The organism is Sphingomonas faeni, assembly GCF_040407505.1.
Classification (GTDB): Bacteria; Pseudomonadota; Alphaproteobacteria; order Sphingomonadales; family Sphingomonadaceae; genus Sphingomonas; species Sphingomonas faeni_E.
Genome location: NZ_JAPZPQ010000006.1, coordinates 23,261 through 40,465, shown reverse-complemented (window position 1 = coordinate 40,465; position 17,205 = coordinate 23,261). Strand labels below are relative to the sequence as shown.

Here is a 17,205-nt window from a genome sequence, read left to right as displayed (position 1 = left end):
CGGTGCCGCGCCGGCCGGGCGGGGGCCTGATGGCCCTTTTCCGCCTCAATCGATCCGCGGCAGCGTCTCGAACTGGTGGTACGGCGGCGGCGAGGAGATCGTCCACTCCAGCGTCGTCGCGCCGTCGCCCCAGGGGTTGTCGCCGGCTGGCTTGCCCGCGAGCAGCGACCAGATCAAGTTGACGAAGAACACCACCATGCCCGCGGCCATGATCATGTAGCCGACCGAGGCGACCGTGTTCCAATGCTCGTACTGCGGCGTGTAGTCCGGGATGCGGCGCGGCATGCCCTGGAGGCCCAGGAAGTGCATCGGGAAGAACATCACGTTCACGCCGATGAAGAACACCCAGAAGTGCAGCTGGCCGAGGAACTCGTTGTACATCTTGCCCGTCATCTTCGGGAACCAGTAGTAGAACCCGGCGAACAGCGAGAACACGGCACCCAGCGACAGCACGTAGTGGAAATGCGCCACCACGTAATAGGTGTCCTGCATGTAATCGTCGATGCCGCCGTTGGCGAGCACGACGCCGGTCACGCCGCCGACGGTGAACATGAAGATGAAGCCGATCGACCACACCATCGGCGTCTTGAAGGTGAGCGAACCACCCCACATCGTCGCGATCCACGAGAAGATCTTGATGCCGGTCGGCACCGCGATGACCATCGTCGCCGCGGTGAAGTACATCTTGGTGTTCACCGACAGACCCGTCGTGAACATGTGGTGCGCCCACACGACGAACCCGACCACGCCGATCGCGACCATCGCATACGCCATGCCGAGATAGCCGAACACGGGCTTGCGACTGAACGTCGAGATGATCTGGCTGACGATGCCGAAGCCCGGCAGGATCATGATGTAGACTTCGGGATGGCCGAAAAACCAGAACAGATGCTGATACAGGACGGGATCGCCGCCGCCGGCCGGATCGAAGAACGTCGTGCCGAAGTTGCGATCGGTCAGCAGCATCGTGATCGCCGCGGCCAAGACTGGCAGCGCCAGTAGCAGCAGGAACGCGGTGACGAGCATCGACCACACGAACAGCGGCATCTTGTGCAGCGTCATGCCCGGCGCGCGCATGTTGAAGATCGTCGTGATGAAGTTGATCGCGCCGAGGATCGACGACGCACCCGCGAGATGGAGCGCGAGGATCGCCATGTCGGTCGACGGCCCGGGCTCACCATAGGTCGAGAGTGGTGCGTAGAGCGTCCAGCCATTACCCGCGCCACCGAAGAACGGCGAGGCCAGCAGCAGCGTGAAGGCGGGGATCAGCAGCCAGAACGACACGTTGTTCATGCGCGGGAACGCCATGTCCGGCGCGCCGATCATGATCGGCACGAACCAGTTGCCGAAGCCACCGACCATCGCCGGCATGACCATGAAGAACACCATGATCAGGCCGTGCGCGGTGATCAGCACGTTCCAGAGATGGAGCGATTCGTCCAGGCTGGCGGGGCCGCCGTGGAGCATGCTCGCCCAGCCCTGGAGATACTGGATGCCGGGATGTGCGAGCTCGGCGCGCATGAGCCCCGAGACCGAGCCGCCGATGATCCCCGCGACGATCGCGAAGATCAGGTACAGCGTGCCGATGTCCTTGTGGTTGGTCGACATGAACCAACGCGCGAAGAAGCCCGGCTTGTGATCGGTATCGTGATGATGGTCGTGCGCTTCGTGGGACACGAAGGCCGACGGGGTGAGAGCGGTGTCGGTCATCTTACTGTCCCGCGTTGCCGGCGCCGGCCGGGTTTGAGGTCGCGCCCTGCGTCGTCGCGGGGGCTGTCGTGGTCACGTTCTCGACCGGGCCGGTGGCGTTGGCGGTTTCCGCCGCTTCGGCAACCTTCGCCGCGGAGCCGTCGGCGCCGGGTTGCGGGATGACCTTGTCGGACGCCTTGCCGGGAGTCGGCATCGTGCCGCCCTTGGCCTTGACCCACGCCGCGTATTCGGCGGGCGGAACCGCCTCGACCGCGATCGGCATATAGCCGTGGCGCGCGCCGCAGAGCTCCGAGCACTGGCCGAAATACAGGCCGGCCTTGTCGATCGTGAAGCTGGTCTCGTTCAAACGGCCGGGGATCGCGTCGAGCTTGATCCAGAACGCCGGGACCGCCCAGCTGTGGATCACGTCGTTCGACGTGGTGATCAGGCGGATCGGCACGCCGACGGGGAGAACGATGCGGTTGTCGGTGGCGAGCAACTTGGGGCCGTCGGCATCGGTACGGCCACGCTCGCCAGCGGCGACGTCAGCCTTTTCCTTCAGCATGTTGGCGGTGATCTCGAACCCGCCATTGTCCGGATACTGGTAGGTCCAATACCATTGGTTGCCGATCGCCTTCAGCGTCACCGCGCCGGAGGGGGCGGGCTTGAACTGCGCTTGCAGCAGGCCAATCGACGGAACCGCGATCAGGACAAGGATCACGACCGGCGCGAGCGTCCAGATGATCTCGATGAAGGTGTTGTGGCTGGTCTTCGACGCGACCGGGTTGCGCGCCTTGCGATAGCGGAACGACACCCAGAAGAGCAGCGCGAGGACGAACAGCGAGATGATCGTGATCGTCGGCACCAGGATCGAATTGTGCATCCAGTGCGCGAACTGGCCGTTCTTGGTGACCTGTGGCTGGAGGCCGAACCGGCCGTCCGTGGGCTGGCCGATCATCGGCTTGACCGTCATCGCGGGCGCACCGTCCATCGCGAGCTCGGGGCTGGACGGGTTGGCGGTGGGCGTCGCTGCGGCGGTCGTCGGCGCAGTGTTCGACACGCCCCCCGGAGCGGCAGCGGCTTGCGGCGCGGGTGCTGCTGACGTCGGCGTGCTTGCAGGCTGGGCCGCGTGCCCGGCAACGCCACCGAGACTCGCCACTGCGAGCCCCGCTGCCATCGCAAATCCTCTCATCCCCATCTTGCGCATCGTTTTTCTTGACCCCGGTTTATAGCGAACCCGATTCCGGACGCGCGGATGTCTGCTTATGATTTGGGAAGAGCTATACCCAGCGGGGGGGCTCGCCTCAAGCCTTGTCTGGCATTGGCCTTTTAAGCGCCTTCCCTAACCGCCCGTCATCCTGACGAAAGTCAGGATCCAGGGTAACGAACAGTATCGCTCTTGGCCCTGGATCCTGACTTTCGTCAGGATGACGGCGGGTATTAAGCCGCCGGTTCTCGTTGCACGTGGTTTCGTGCGCTCGTATCAGCGCGGGCAGACCATTTGGAGCGATGACCCGCGATGACCGAAGACGACGTGCTCGCCGAATTTCGCGCTGCCGAAGCGTTGCTCGAAGGGCATTTCATCCTGTCCTCTGGCCTGCGCAGTTCGCGCTACCTGCAATGCGCGCGGGTGTTGATGGACCCCGCGCGAGGCGCTCGGCTCTCGGAAGCGCTGGTCGCGTCGATCCCGGCCGAGTTGCGTGCGCAGATCGATATCGTGGTCTCGCCAGCGATGGGCGGCGTGATCGCCGGCCACGAAATGGGCCGCGCGCTGGGTGTCGAGGCGGTATTCCTCGAGCGGCCCGACGGCGTGTTCGAGCTGCGCCGCGGGTTCCGGCTCGCGCCCGGCCAGCGCGTGCTGATGATGGAGGACGTCGTCACCACCGGGCTGTCGTCGCGCGAAGCGATCGCGGCGATCGGGCGCGCGGGCGGCGTGACCGTTGCGGCGGCGGCCCTGGTCGATCGCTCGAACGGGACGGCGGATCTGGGCGTGCCGTTCTTCCCGCTGATCTGGCTCGACGTGCCGACCTACCCGGCGGACGCGCTGCCCCCCGAACTGGCCACGATCCCTGCGATCAAGCCCGGCAGCAGGGCGGCGGCATGAATCGGGACCTGCGTTTAGGCGTCAACATCGATCACGTCGCGACGGTGCGGAATGCGCGGGGGGCAGGGTATCCCGATCCGGTGCGCGCGGCGCTGGTCGCGGCGGCAGCGGGGGCTGACGGGATAACCGCGCATCTGCGTGAGGATCGCCGGCACATCACCGACGACGACATCGCGCGTCTGTCGGCCGAGCTGACGATCCCGCTCAACCTGGAGATGGCGGCGACCGACGAGATGCTCGGCATCGCGCTGCGTCACAAGCCGCACGCCGCGTGCATCGTGCCGGAAAAGCGCGAGGAACTGACCACCGAGGGCGGGCTCGACGTCGCCGGGCATTACGACCGGATGGCGCGGCTGGTCGATGCACTGGCGGGGGCGGGCATCCGCGTGTCGCTGTTCATCGAGCCGGACGCGCGCCAGATCGAGGCGGCGGTGCGGCTCAAGGTGCCGGTGGTCGAGCTGCACACCGGGTTGTACGCGGAACTGTCGGGCAAGGCGCGAACGGTCGAGCTGCGACGGCTGAGCGACGCGGCTGCGTTGGCGGCGAAGAACGGCATCGAGGTGCATGCGGGGCACGGGCTGACCTATGACAATGTCGCGCCGATCGCGGCTATCCGGCAGGTTCGGGAGCTGAACATCGGGCATTTCCTTGTCGGCGAGGCGCTGTTCGTCGGGCTTGGTGAAGCGGTTCGGCTGATGCGTGAGGCTATGGATGCGGCGCGATAGCTTTCAGAATTTGTTCACGCAAAGGCGCAAAGGCGCGAAGAGGAAGGAGAGAGCCCATAGTTCGCTTCCCTTCTTGTTCTCTTCGCGCCTTAGCGCCTTCGCGAGAACCAAATCTGTCTTCCGACTCCAGGCCGCCTCGTGATCATCGGGCTTGGGTCCGACCTGTGTAACATCGAGCGGATTGCCGCGTCGGTCGAGCGGTTCGGGGATCGGTTCGAGCAGCGGGTGTTTACCGATGCCGAGCGGGCGAAGGCGGCGCGGCGGCCTTTCACGAAAGCCGGCACGCTGGCGAAGCGGTTCGCGGCCAAGGAGGCGTTTTCGAAGGCGGTCGGGACCGGGTTTCGCGCGGGCGTCTTCATGAGCGATATCGGCGTGGTCAACGCCCCCAGCGGCGCACCGACGCTGGCGCTGACCGGGGGCGCCAAAGCGAGGCTTGACGCGTTGACCCCCGAAGGCCACGCCGCGCGCGTGCATTTGACGATGACCGATGATCATCCGTGGGCGCAGGCCTTCGTGATCATCGAAGCTATACCTCTGATATCCCCGGACATGCGCCAGGATACGAACCGATGAAGGACGCGGCGTTGGACGGCAACGAGTTCCCCGAAAAGCCCCTCGCGCAGACCACCACGGTCGATCCCGCGCCCTCGGCCAGCACTACTCCCGAAACTGGTTCCGAAACGACCCGCCGCCGCGGCACCGACTGGTGGGGCGAGGTGAAGGGCATCTTCTGGCTGATTCTGGTCGTGCTCGGCTTCCACAGCTTCATCGCCAAGCCCTTCTATATCCCCAGCGAATCGATGCTGCCGGGCCTTCGCATCGGCGACCGGCTGGTGGTGACGAAGTTCGCATACGGCTGGTCGTTCGTCTCGCCGACGATCCCCAATCCGGTCGCGATCTTCAAGGGCGTGGTGCTGCGCCAGCAGGAAGACAGCTGGAGCGTGTCGCCGCCGTTCATTCACGGCCGGCTGTTCGGCTCGCTGCCGACGCGCGGCGACGTGGTGATCGTGACGCCGCCGGGGACGCACAACGACTATATCAAGCGCGTGATCGGCCTGCCGGGCGACAAGCTGGCCGTGCGCGGCGGGATAGTGTTCCTCAACGGCGTGGCAGTGAAGCGCGGCCCGCTCCACGACACGCTGATCCCGGTCGACACCAACAGCCCGTGCAGCGAGATCGACTATCCCGGCGCGCGCGAGACGCTGCCCGACGGTCGCGAGATGTGCCGCCTGCCGACCTATACCGAGACGCTGCCCAACGGCCGCCGCTACGAGACGATCGATCTCGAATCGGACAGCCAGGGCGACAATTTTGCCGAGATTACGATCCCCGCGGACCACGTCTTCCTGATGGGCGACAACCGCGATCGCTCGGCCGACAGCCGGTTCGCGCTGAGCCAGCTCGGGCTCGGCGGGCCGGTGCCGTACGAGAATCTCGGCGGCCGTGCGGAGTTCATCACCTTCAGCCTCGACGGCGATGCGACGTTCAATCCGCTGACGTGGTGGAGCTCGCTGCGCCCGGATCGCGCGGGCACCTCGCTGCATCCCGCCAAGGTGAACTGAGATGGCCGAGACGAAGACGGTAGACGAACTGAGCCCGGTCGAGATGCGCGATCCGTTCCTGCGCAAGGAACTGAAGCGCGCGGCGATCTGGCTCGGGCTCGCCTGCGTGATCGCGTTGCTGATCGTGCTGGTGCAGCCGTTGCTGATCATCTTTGCCGGCGTCGTGTTCGCAGCCTTGCTCGATGGCGGCGTGCGGTTGCTCGGGCGGGTGCTGCCGATCGGGCGTGGCTGGCGGTTGCTGATCGTCGTACTGCTGACCTTCGCGTTCCTCGTCGGCACGTTCGTGCTGACCGGGGTGCAGGTCACCGAGCAGGTCACGCAGCTGCGCTCGACGCTGGAATCGCAGGCCAATCGCTTCACGGGCTATCTGACCTCGCAGGGGCTGATGCCGGGCGCGTCGGACGTCAACGGGATCGTCAAGCAGGCGCTCGGCTCGGTCGGGCGCGTGACGTCGTGGGTGGGCAGCGCGATCGGCGCGATCACCAGCATGTTCATGATCCTGATCCTCGGGCTGTTCATCGCGATGGACCCCGGCACCTATTCCCGCGGGATGCAGTGGATGGTGCCGAGCGACCTCCGCCCCGAGTTCGGCAAGACTTTGGTCAAGATGGGCGCGACGTTGCGGCGGTTGCTAGCCGGGCGCCTGCTTGGGATGGCGGTCGAGGGCGTCGCAAGCGGCATCGCGCTGGCGGTCGGCGGCGTGCCGATGGCGATGCTGCTGGGTATCATCGCGGGGATCCTGGCGTTCATCCCGAACGTCGGCGCGATCGTGACCGGCGTGCTGATGGTCGCGGTCGGGTTCAGCGCGGGCGTCGACACGGGGTATTGGGCGATCGGCACGTACCTCGTCGTGCAGACGATCGACGGGTATGTGATCGTGCCGATGGTCGCCAAGCGCACGGTCGATTTGCCGCCGGCGTTGACGTTGGGTGCGCAGATCCTGGCGAGCGCGCTGTTCGGGATCCTGGGGCTGGCGCTGGCCGATCCGATGACCGCGATGTTGAAGACCGCGCTCGAGCGACGGTCGGAGCGGGAAGAGGAGAAGGCGGCGGACCATCAAGCTACGGCCTGACGTTCCTCTTACTACTTGCTCGGGGTTCAAGCTCCCATTCCGTCATCCCCGCGGACGCGGGGACCCATATCCTCCGAGGTTTGCCAGTATGGGTCCCCGCGTCCGCGGGGATGACGGGGGGTGAGAGCCGGGGACGTCAATGGGGCGGGTAATCGATAGGGAGTTACCGCCTCACCAGTTGGTCGAAGAGTGCGAGGTAGCGGTTGGCTGAGTCCGCACCCGGTTGGGCGACTGGGGCTGGTCGCTGCGTAGTCGGCGCTAGCCACGCATCCAGCGCTCCAACCAATGCAGCAGTGTCGTTCCTCGCAATCACCGTCCCAAGCTCCGGCCTATCAACGATCTCCGCAACCGCCGCGCTCGAATCGGTGGAGATTACCGGCGTCCCAACCGACAGCGCCTCGCGCAACACACCGGGCACGCCTTCGTAATCCGACGTCAGCACCAGTACCGCGGCGCGGGCCATGACCGGGAGCGGATCGCTGCTGTGGCCGAGCAGGTGAACGCGCTCCCCCAAGCCGAACGCGCGAATCTGCGCCTCGATCGCTCCCCGCTCGCTTCCATCGCCGAGGATGACGAGCGGTATCGTCTGGTCCGCCAGCAACGGCAGCGCGGCAATCAGGCGGTCCCAGCGTTTCTGCGGTTCGAGCCGGCCGACCCCGAGAATATAGCGGGGTGGAAGGTCGGGCAGTGCACCGGGGATCGGCACCGCTGGCGGGTTCGGGATGACGCTCGTTCGCCCGATCATTCGGGTCGCCAGCGCCGCCTCGTCCGCGGTCGCGGTCGTCATCGCCACGAGGTGATCGAGGAAGCCACCGTGCCGCGCGAGCCAGACCTGGTGCGCCGCGTGCATCAGTCGGCCATGATCGGCGCGCGCGGGGGCGTTGGACATCTTGGCGACGATCGGCGGACACGTCTTGCCGAGCCGCAGCCTCGTCCATGCCGCGATGCCGGTATAGAAATTACCGGGGCAGAATATGATGTCCGGCCCGAGACGTCGCACGACATTCGGCAACGCGAGCAGCTGCGACGGCGTAACGATCTCCAGCCCCTCTGGCAGTTCCGCGGCCAGCGGCCCGGAAATATCCTCGATCGCCAGCGTCACGCGACGCCCCGCCGCCAGCCAGCCGCGTGCGAGGCGCAGTTGCGCGCGCTCGACCCCGCCGCCGCGCAGATCCTCGGCATAGGTCAGGATGTGCCGGGCGGTCGGCGGCTCGCTCACGGGTGACATATGGGGGTCATCATAGTGCGCGATGGATAAAGCGGAGATCGCGACCGAATGAAACCGACTTTGCGTGCACGCACATTGACGGCCGGCTATTGGGCCGACCGACACACGGTGGAACGGCTTGAGAGCGATTGGTTGAGGACAGGCAATTGAACACGCGTGCAAAGTCGACCGAATCCGAAGGCTATGCGGATATCGCGCGCGCCGGGCTCGAGCCGCTGAAGGCGCTCGGCAGCCGCTGGCCCGCGATCATCGGTGCGGTGCTCACGCTGGCGATGATCGTTGGGTTGGGACGCGAACTGCTCGGGCATGGCCTTGCCGGGCTGTCGCGCTCGGTGCCGCAGGACCCGCGCTTCTATGTCTGCTTCGGCCTGCTCTACATGTCGCCACCGACCGGGGATTACGTCATCTTCCGGCGCCTCTGGGGTATTCCGCTCGGCGGCCTCGTTGCGCTGATCAAGAAGCGGATCGCGAACGAAGTCGTGTTCGGATACTCCGGCGATGCGTATTTCTACGCCTGGGCGCGGGCCAAGGCGCGGATGGTGGCGTCGCCGTTCGGCGCGGTGAAGGACGTGTCGATCCTGTCGGCGATCGCGGGCAATGCGGTCACGCTGCTGCTGGTGGCGATCGCGTTGCCGCTCGGCCGGCATCTGCTGACGCATGACCAGTTCCGCACCGTGCTGGCGTCGGCGGGCGTGACGCTGGCGATCTCGCTGCCGTTCCTGATCTTCTCGCGCCGCGTGTTCTCCCTGCCGCGCGCGAAACTGTGGTGGGTGTTCGGGATCCACTGCATCCGGTTGCTGTGCGGATCGGTGCTGATCGCGTTCGCGTGGCATTTCGCGCTGCCGGGCGTACCGGTGGGGATGTGGCTGTTCCTCGCCGCCGGGCGCCTGCTGGTGTCGCGCCTGCCGCTGGTGCCGAACAAGGACCTTCTGTTCGCCAACGCCGCGATCCTGTTGATCGGGCAGGACCAGGCCTTGTCGGAGCTGATTGCGTTTACCGCCGCGCTGACGTTGCTGGTGCATGTCGCGCTGATCATCCTGTTCGGCATCCACGCCGGGCTCACCCGGTTGCGCGCGTGATCCGCGCCTGTGTCGCGCTGGCCGCGATCGTTGCGCTTGCGGGACCGGCCGGGGCACAGGTGCTCGGCAGCGATGCGGCGGCGTGCCGGCCGGGCGAGGGGCCGGCGATCGCGGTCGAGGTCACCGGGCTGAAGGATCGTACGGGCGAGTTGAAGCTCGAACTCTATCCTGATGACGAAGCGGGCTTTCTCAAGGACGACCACGTGCTGATCGCGGCGGGAAAGACGTTTCGGCGGGTGGTGGTGCCGACGCCGCCGAGCGGCGCGCCGATGCTGTGCATCCGGGTGCCGCGGCCGGGCCGCTATGCGCTGTTGTTGACGCATAATCGCGACGGGAAGAACAAGTTCAGTTTCTGGACCGATGGTGCCGGGTTCGCGAGCAACATGAAGCTCGGGCGGTCGCGGCCGAAGGTGGAGCAGGCACTGGTCGAGGTCGGCGCGGGCGTGACTACGGTGCGGATCACCGTGCAGTATCTGCGCGGGCTCGGTGGCTTTGGGCCTGTCGCGCGATGAGAGTGGTGGACGTCAACGAGTTCTACTCGCCGACTGGCGGCGGCGTGCGGACCTATGTCGACCGCAAGATGGGGATCATGGCGGACATGGGCCATGAGTTGATCGTCGTCGCGCCCGGCAAGGAAGACCGCGTCGAGGAACGGCCGGGCGGCGGGCGGATCCTCTACCTCAAGTCGCCGGGGATGCCGTTCGATCGCAACTACGGGTTGTTCTGGGATCGGGCGGCGATGCACCGGGTGCTCGATGACCTCGATCCGGACGTGGTCGAATGCTGCTCGCCGTGGCGGCCCGCGTGGTTCGTCGGCGACTGGCAGGGACGCGCGGTGAAGGCGTTCTTCATGCACAACGACAATATCGCCGCCTATGCACAGCGCTGGTTCGCGGGCGTTGCGAGCCACGACCAGATCGAGCGCGGGTTCGCTTGGTACAGTCGGTACATGCGACGATTCCTCGAGAAATACGATGTCGTCGTCACCAACGGCCCGGCGCTGGAGAAGCGATTGCGCGCGCGCGGGCTGCGGATCGATGCGGCGATGCCGCTGGGGATCGAGCGCGGGCATTTCTCGCCGGACCTGCGCGATGCCCGGTTGCGCGCGGCGTTGCTGCGACAGTGCGGGTTGCCCGAGGACGGGATGCTGCTGCTCGGGCTCGGGCGGCATCACGGCGAGAAGCGCTGGCCGCTGGTGGTCGACGCGGTGGCGCGTGCGGGAGCGACTCTGCCGGTCGGGCTGGTGCTGATCGGTGCGGGTGCGCAGACCAAGGCGATCCAACGCCGGATCGGTGGCTCGCCGCATATCCGGATGTTCGCGCCGGTGTACGACCGCGAGCGACTCGCGCGGATCATGGCGAGTTGCGATGCGCTGATCCACGGGTCGGAGGCGGAGCCGTTCGGGCTGGTCGCGTCGGAGGCGATGGCGTCGGGCCTGCCGCTGATCGTGCCGGATACGGGCGGGTGCGCGGAAGTCGCGGACCGCCATGCGAGCGAGCTCTACGCGGCGCGCGATGCGGAGAGCGCGGCGGCGGCAATCGGGCGGTTGTTCGCGCGCGATCCGGCGTTGCTCCGGCGGGCGGCTGCGGTGGCGGCGCGGCATGTCCGTAGTGACCGCGAGCATGCGGTCGAGCTTATGGATTATTACGCGGGACTGGTCGCGGCGAAGCACGGCGTGCGACGTACAGCGTGAAGCGCGTGCCGGGGACGGGGACGGCGCGATAGCCGTGGTGTCGGGCGTAGGCGGCTAGGACTGTATCAATCCGATCGTCACCGCTGCTCCAGGCGCCTTCACCGCCGGTGAGGATGGCGGACGGATAGCCGAGGAGATGCGTCCGGGCCTGCGATACGAGGTGGAGGGCGTACTCCTGACGCGCGTCGAGCAACGCGGTGCTGCGGAAATAGAAGGGGCCGGTGGCGAAGCGCGGGTCGATCGCTTGCCCCGGCAGGAATTGCGGGGAGAGCGTCGCGACCGGGCGGGTGACGTGTTCGCGGTCCAGGATCTCGCGTACCACGGCGGCGTCTCGCATCGCGGCGAGCATTGGGATGCCGCCGCTCGCGACAGCTTCGACGGTGGGGGCTAGCCCAGCGCAGGCGAACACGACCGTGCCGATCCGCATCGCCTTGCCCGGCGGGTGTGCATGCCAGACCAGCGCCAGCCGCACGAACAGCGCCGGCAACATCGGCAGCAGATATTGCCGCCATGTCGGCACCGGCGCGAGCGCGGCGATCAGGCCGGCGAGGATCAGCAGGTCGAGGATCAGGTGCCAGCGTTGCCGCCTGCCGGTGGTGGCGACGATCGCGAGCAGGGCAGGGCCGAGCGCGAGGAACTTGAGAGTGTCGATGATCTTGGCCGCGTTCGACAGCTTCCACGGGCGGGCCTGGTACCATTCGGTGGGCGCCCGGCCAGGGAAGTCGAGCACGCCGAACAGGAAGCCTTCGGGCGATGCGGCGAACAACGCCAGGGTGAAGACGGCGAACGGCAAACCGCCGAGCAGCGTCCACCACGGACGCCGGCTGTGGCTGAGTAGCGTCCAGACGCCGTAGGTGAGTGCGGGGAGGGCATAGGAGATTTTCGCGGTCGCGGCGGCGGCGAGCAGCGCGCCGATCAGGATCGCATCGCGCCGGCTTGCCTGGTCGCGGGCGGTGCGGACGATCGCGGGGAGGGCCAGCGCTAGGCAGGCCGCGGGGAGCGCATCGTTGCGGGCTGTGCCGATGCTGAAAAGGAGGATGTCGCAGGTGGCGAACAGCGCGGTTGCTATGGTGGCGGCGCGGGTGCTGGCGCCGCCAATGCGGGCTGCGCGGTGGACTGCGGCGATGGTGGCTGTGCCAAGGAGGGCGTTGGTTATGCGGAGGGCTGGCCATGTCCAAGTGCCGGCTAGCGCTGTGATCGGGGCGAAGAGATAGGGTTGGAGCGGGGTCTGGAGGTAGGCGAAGTCTCGGTAGGGCAGGAAGCCATGCGCGGTGAGTAGGGCGGCGGCGACGTATTGGCTCTCGTCGTGATCGACGGGGCGGAGCAGTGCGAGGGTGATTAGGAAGATCGCCAGCGCTGCAAGCACCAGAGGATTGTTCACCCGCGAAGGCGGGTGTCCAGACTGGGCACCCGCCTTCGCGGGTGAACAGTGTTGGCTGAGACTGTCGCCCATTATTCTGCACCACCCCGGCGAAGGCCGGGGCCCAATTGGGGGACGGTTATGGTTGAGGGCGGCGCTCCGTTACATTGGCCTTCCCAATTGGGCCCCGGCCTTCGCCGGGGTGGTGTAACCGTGGGCACGAGTCAGGCTTTCACCGCGGTTAGGAAGTAATCCAGGCTCGTCGAGTCACTCAGCGTGAACCCCGTCGCCGGCGAGAAGCTCAGCCCTCGCGTATCCCTCACGCGCAGCCCCGAATCCTTCAGCAGCGCGGTCAGTTCCTCCGGCGTGAGGAACTTGTTCCAGTCGTGCGTGCCCTTAGGAATGACGCCGGCACCTTCCGCCACGGTGATCATCGCCAGCCGTGACAACGGCGTGCGGTTGGGGGTCGACAGGATTAACAACCCGCCCTCTGCCAAAGTCCGCGCTAGACCGCGCACGAAGCCCGCAGGGTCGCTGACATGCTCGATCACCTCAAGGCTGGTGACGAGGTCGAACTGTCCCACCAGTCCCTCGACTCCCCCCGCGCGGTAATCGATCGCAAGCCCGCTCTGCGCCGCATGGATCTCCGCAACCGCGATATTCTCGGGTGCCGCATCGATCCCCGTCACCGCCGCCCCAAGCCGCGCCAACGGCTCGCACAGCAACCCCGCGCCACAGCCGACGTCGAGCGCGGTCTTCCCCTCCAGCGGCGTGAAGCTAGCCCCATCACCGCCCCAATGCGCATCGACCTGCTCGCGGATGTAGCGCAGCCGCGGCGGGTTGAGCTTGTGGAGCGGGGCGGACGAGCCCTTCGGATCCCACCAGTCCTTCGCCATCGTGCCGAAATGCGCGGCCTCGCGCGGATCGATTGTTGCGTTCATTACGGTGTCGCTTGCCAGTATCATGCGCGCTACCTATCAGGGCCGCCGCTTCGACCCAAAGGGATTTGCGCTGCCAATGGCCCGTATCGTAATGAAATTCGGCGGGACGTCGATGGCTGGGATCGAGCGTATCCGCAACGTCGCCGCGCGCGTGAAGCGCGAAGTCGACGCCGGCAACCAGGTCGCCGTCGTCGTCTCCGCGATGGCCGGCGAGACGGACCGGCTGGTCGGCTTCTGCCGCGAGGCGTCGTCGCTGTACGACGCGAAGGAATATGACGTCGTCGTCTCGGCCGGCGAGCAGATCACGAGTGGTTTGCTCGCGATCGCGCTCCAGGCGGCGGGCTGCAAGGCGCGGAGCTGGCTTGGCTGGCAGTTGCCGATCAACACGTCCGACGCGCACGGCTCGGCCCGCATCGGCGAGATCGATACGGCCGCGCTCGACGCGAGCCTCGCGGACGGCGTCGTAGCCGTGATCCCGGGCTTCCAAGGCGTCGCGGACGGCCAGCGCGTTACCACGCTCGGCCGCGGCGGCTCGGACACGTCGGCGGTGGCGATGGCGGCGGCGATGAAGGCGGATCGCTGTGACATCTATACGGATGTCGACGGCGTCTACACGACCGACCCCAGGATCGTGCCGCGCGCGCGGAAACTGAGCAAGGTCACGTACGAAGAGATGCTGGAACTCGCCAGCGTCGGTGCCAAGGTGTTGCAGACGCGGTCTGTCGGCTTGGCGATGAAAGAGAATGTGCGGGTACGCGTATTGTCCTCGTTCGAGGATGGCGACACCAATGATGGTCACCGCGGCACGTTGATCGTGGGCGAAGAGGAAATCGACGATATGGAACGCCAGCTCATCACCGGCATCGCCCACGACAAGAACGAGGCGAAGATCACCCTGACGCAGGTCAGCGATCGGCCCGGCTCGGTCGCCGCGATCTTCGCGCCGCTTGCAGATGCAGGGATCAACGTCGACATGATCGTGCAGAACGTCGCGCATTCGACCGGCTCGACCGACGTGACGTTCACGGTGCCGGCGGCCGATCTCGCGCGCTCGCTCGACGTGCTCGACAAGGCGAAGGACGCGATCGGCTATGCGACGATCGTCCACGATACGCGGGTCGCTAAGGTGTCGGTGGTCGGCGTCGGGATGCGCAGCCACGCGGGCGTCGCCTCGACGATGTTCACGACGCTCGGCGAGCGCGGCATCAACATTCAGGCGATCGCGACGTCGGAGATCAAGGTCAGCGTGCTGATCGAAGAGGATTATACCGAGCTGGCCGTGCGCGTGCTGCATACGGCATACGGGCTCGATGCCGAGGATGCGGCTTGAGCTTGATAGATAACGACATGATCCCGGCAGGCGCCGGGACGACGGGGATGGATGCATGACGATCGGTACTGAGCGGCTGCAACGCCGGATGGCGCGCGGCGCCGCGTTCCTCGGGTCGGAGGTCGCTATTCTCGGCGGCGCGATGTCGTGGGTGAGCGAGCGTCACCTCGTCTCGGCGATCTCGAACGCGGGCGGGTTCGGCGTGATCGCGTGCGGGGCGATGACGCCTGCGCTGCTCGATACCGAGATCGCCGCGACCAAGGCGATGACGGACAAGCCGTTCGGCGTGAACCTGATCACGATGCACCCCGACCTGTTCGAGCTGATCGCGGTCTGCGCCAAGCATCAGGTCGGCCACGTCGTGCTCGCCGGTGGCCTGCCGCCCAAGGGCAGCATCGAGGCGATCAAGGAGACGGGCGCGAAACTGATCGCGTTCTCGCCGGCGCTGGCGCTCGCGAAGAAGCTGATCCGCAGCGGCGTCGATGCGCTGGTGATTGAGGGGATGGAGGCCGGTGGCCATATCGGTCCGGTCTCGACCAGCGTGCTGGCGCAGGAAATGCTGCCCGAGATCGCCGAGCAGGTGCCCGTGTTCGTCGCCGGCGGGATCGGCCGCGGCGAGGCGATCGCGGGGTATCTCGACATGGGCGCGGCGGGCGTTCAGCTCGGCACGCTGTTCGTGTGCGCGACCGAGTCGATCGCACATGCCAATTTCAAGAAGGCGTTCATCCGGGCGTCGGCACGCGATGCGATCGCCAGCGTGCAGATCGACGCACGCTTGCCGGTAATCCCGGTTCGCGCTCTGAAGAACGCGTCGAGCGAGCTGTTCACGGCAAAGCAGCGCGAGGTCGCCGGGCATCTCGACGGTGGCCGGGTCGAGATGGCCGAGGCGCAGTTGCAGATCGAGCATTACTGGGCAGGCGCGCTGCGTCGTGCGGTGATCGACGGCGATGTCGAGCATGGCTCGGTCATGGCGGGCCAGTCGGTCGGCATGGTCAAGCGCGAGGAGCCGGTCGCGGACATCATCGGCGGGCTGATGGCGCAGGCCGCGGCGGCACTGGAAGCGCGCGCGGTTTAAGATACTTTTATCCTCCCCCGCAAGCGGGAGGTGGCAGGCTATTGCCTGACGGAGGGGGAGGGTAGCGAAACGTCTGTTCCGTGTCCTCCCCCTCCGTCGCCTATGGCGCCACCTCCCCCTGGCGGGGGAGGATCGAGAAAGGCAGCGTCTTCATTGTACGGTGATCTTGGGTCCGTTGACTTCCACCAAGCACCTCCCCGGCGAAGGCCGGGGCCCAATTGAGGGACGTCGCTGACTGAGGTCGCGCTTCGTTACTGCGACCTTCCAATTGGGCCCCGGCCTTCGCCGGGGTGGAGGTAACTTGGGGAACGGCCAAAGCGCTCCCGCCAACCCCAACCCCATCCCCAACCCCATCCCCTCTCAGCTCACCGCAAACCCCGTACGGCTTACGTCTCGTTAACCTAACCCATGCATAGAGTGTCCCGTCGGGGGACGTCATGAGGTGGTTGCGATGAGTCGTCGGTTTGCTTTGCTGTCCGTTACCGCGCTGGGCCTGCTGGCCGGTTGCGCGCAGAAGCCACGAACCGTGGCCGCCGTCGCGCCACCCGTGATCATGGTGCCGGTGCCCGCGCCGACGATGCCGAAGGGCGCGTCGCCGACCATCGTCATTCCGGTCGCGCTCGCCGACGGCACGTATCCGACTCCGAATCGCAACCTGACGACGTCCGCCAAGGTCTGGCACCTCCGCGCTGCGCTGAACGTCGCCGCGCTGGCGTGCCGCGGTCCGCAGGAGTTGACGATCGTCGCGGGCTACAACGCGCTGCTCTCGGCGCAGAAGCCAGTGCTCGCCAAGGCCGAGGCGACCTACGCCAGCGAATACAAGTCGGGCGGCGGCGACTGGCAGGATCGCTACGACGATTCGATGACGCGGCTGTACAACTTCTTCTCGCAGTCGCCCGCACGCGACGAGTTCTGCGCCGCGGCGCAGACGGTTCTCGCGCAGAGCGCCGGTCTGACCGCGGAGGCGCTACCCGCCTTCGCCGCCCAGAATTTGCCCGTGCTCGAGCGGCCGTTCACCGATTTTTACCGCGCGGTCGATGCGTGGCGCGGGCGGACGGTGCGTCCGGTCCAGCCGCAGCTGATGGTCTCGCGCCAATATGCGTCGAACATGCCGGTGCAGACGGTCACGCAGGCCCGTCTCCAGCCAATCTCGCAGCCGGTACCGCCCGCGCAGCCACGCTTGAAACTCGACGCGAGCGTTTTCCAGTAAGACCCTTGAATCTTCCCCCGCCAGGGGGAGGCGGCGCGAAGCGACGGAGGGGGAGGACACGGGGCAGGCGTGACCGCTTGCCTCCCCCTCCGTCTGGCAAGCGCCAGCCACCTCCCCCTAGCGGGGGAGGATCGAGT

At 66.7% G+C, this 17,205-nt stretch carries 16 protein-coding genes; 11 read left to right on the top strand and 5 right to left on the bottom strand.

All coding sequences use genetic code 11. From position 1 onward, the window contains the following. Positions 1–45 precede the first annotated feature (45 nt). Positions 46–1,710 carry a cytochrome c oxidase subunit I gene (gene ctaD, locus O6X71_RS16635; RefSeq protein ID WP_353466860.1) on the bottom strand — a complete coding sequence of 555 codons (1,665 nt, stop codon included), beginning with the start codon at positions 1,708–1,710 and terminating at the stop codon, positions 46–48. 1 nt (position 1,711) lies between these two features. Next, on the bottom strand, positions 1,712–2,866 hold the full coding sequence (coxB, locus tag O6X71_RS16630; protein WP_353466858.1) for a cytochrome c oxidase subunit II: 1,155 nt from the start codon (positions 2,864–2,866) through the stop codon (positions 1,712–1,714). A 342-nt stretch (positions 2,867–3,208) separates the two neighbouring features. Between coxB and pyrE the strand changes: the two genes are divergently transcribed. From pyrE to O6X71_RS16605, 5 genes are all read left to right on the top strand, one after another. Further along, complete coding sequence (gene pyrE, locus O6X71_RS16625) at positions 3,209–3,793, top strand: orotate phosphoribosyltransferase (protein WP_353466856.1); 585 nt, start codon at positions 3,209–3,211, stop codon at positions 3,791–3,793. After that, a complete protein-coding gene (locus O6X71_RS16620; RefSeq protein WP_353466855.1) occupies positions 3,790–4,518 on the top strand; it encodes a pyridoxine 5'-phosphate synthase in 729 nt (242 codons plus the stop codon). The genes pyrE and O6X71_RS16620 overlap by 4 nt, the downstream gene beginning before the upstream one ends. A gap of 138 nt (positions 4,519–4,656) precedes the next feature. Beyond that, complete coding sequence (gene acpS / locus O6X71_RS16615) at positions 4,657–5,091, top strand: holo-ACP synthase (RefSeq protein WP_353466853.1); 435 nt, start codon at positions 4,657–4,659, stop codon at positions 5,089–5,091. Beyond that, positions 5,088–6,080, top strand: a complete 993-nt coding sequence (lepB, locus tag O6X71_RS16610; RefSeq protein WP_353466852.1) for a signal peptidase I — start codon at positions 5,088–5,090, stop codon at positions 6,078–6,080. The genes acpS and lepB overlap by 4 nt, the downstream gene beginning before the upstream one ends. Before the next feature lies 1 nt (position 6,081). Then, positions 6,082–7,152 carry an AI-2E family transporter gene (locus O6X71_RS16605; RefSeq protein ID WP_353466850.1) on the top strand — a complete coding sequence of 357 codons (1,071 nt, stop codon included), beginning with the start codon at positions 6,082–6,084 and terminating at the stop codon, positions 7,150–7,152. A gap of 163 nt (positions 7,153–7,315) precedes the next feature. Here the strand turns inward: O6X71_RS16605 and O6X71_RS16600 are convergent, their stop codons facing one another. Continuing rightward, entirely contained in the window at positions 7,316–8,380 is a 1,065-nt protein-coding gene (locus tag O6X71_RS16600) for a glycosyltransferase (protein ID WP_435368505.1), read from the bottom strand. A gap of 146 nt (positions 8,381–8,526) precedes the next feature. Between O6X71_RS16600 and O6X71_RS16595 the strand changes: the two genes are divergently transcribed. From O6X71_RS16595 to O6X71_RS16585, 3 genes are read left to right on the top strand one after another with little or no spacing between them, the layout of a single operon-like run. After that, positions 8,527–9,459 carry a hypothetical protein gene (locus O6X71_RS16595; protein WP_353466846.1) on the top strand — a complete coding sequence of 311 codons (933 nt, stop codon included), beginning with the start codon at positions 8,527–8,529 and terminating at the stop codon, positions 9,457–9,459. Further along, positions 9,456–9,971 carry a DUF2141 domain-containing protein gene (locus O6X71_RS16590; RefSeq protein WP_353466845.1) on the top strand — a complete coding sequence of 172 codons (516 nt, stop codon included), beginning with the start codon at positions 9,456–9,458 and terminating at the stop codon, positions 9,969–9,971. The genes O6X71_RS16595 and O6X71_RS16590 overlap by 4 nt, the downstream gene beginning before the upstream one ends. Next, positions 9,968–11,152: a glycosyltransferase gene (locus O6X71_RS16585; RefSeq protein WP_353466842.1), complete on the top strand. Its 1,185-nt coding sequence runs from the start codon at positions 9,968–9,970 to the stop codon at positions 11,150–11,152. The genes O6X71_RS16590 and O6X71_RS16585 overlap by 4 nt, the downstream gene beginning before the upstream one ends. Here the strand turns inward: O6X71_RS16585 and O6X71_RS16580 are convergent. Both O6X71_RS16580 and ubiG read right to left on the bottom strand, forming a co-directional pair. Beyond that, positions 11,094–12,533: a DUF2029 domain-containing protein gene (locus tag O6X71_RS16580; RefSeq protein WP_353466841.1), complete on the bottom strand. Its 1,440-nt coding sequence runs from the start codon at positions 12,531–12,533 to the stop codon at positions 11,094–11,096. The genes O6X71_RS16585 and O6X71_RS16580 overlap by 59 nt on opposite strands. A gap of 203 nt (positions 12,534–12,736) precedes the next feature. Continuing rightward, positions 12,737–13,453: a bifunctional 2-polyprenyl-6-hydroxyphenol methylase/3-demethylubiquinol 3-O-methyltransferase UbiG gene (gene ubiG, locus O6X71_RS16575; RefSeq protein WP_353466839.1), complete on the bottom strand. Its 717-nt coding sequence runs from the start codon at positions 13,451–13,453 to the stop codon at positions 12,737–12,739. A gap of 76 nt (positions 13,454–13,529) precedes the next feature. Between ubiG and O6X71_RS16570 the strand changes: the two genes are divergently transcribed. From O6X71_RS16570 to O6X71_RS16560, 3 genes are all read left to right on the top strand, one after another. Beyond that, the gene (locus tag O6X71_RS16570) at positions 13,530–14,783 is read left to right on the top strand and encodes an aspartate kinase (RefSeq protein ID WP_056054666.1); all 1,254 of its coding nucleotides are present in this window, start codon (positions 13,530–13,532) and stop codon (positions 14,781–14,783) included. 55 nt (positions 14,784–14,838) lie between these two features. Then, positions 14,839–15,858 (top strand): NAD(P)H-dependent flavin oxidoreductase, encoded by a 1,020-nt coding sequence (locus tag O6X71_RS16565; RefSeq protein WP_353466837.1) that lies wholly within the window; start codon positions 14,839–14,841, stop codon positions 15,856–15,858. Between the two features lie 451 nt (positions 15,859–16,309). Then, positions 16,310–17,068, top strand: coding sequence for a hypothetical protein (locus O6X71_RS16560; protein WP_353466834.1), 759 nt, complete (start codon positions 16,310–16,312; stop codon positions 17,066–17,068). Positions 17,069–17,205 lie beyond the last annotated feature (137 nt).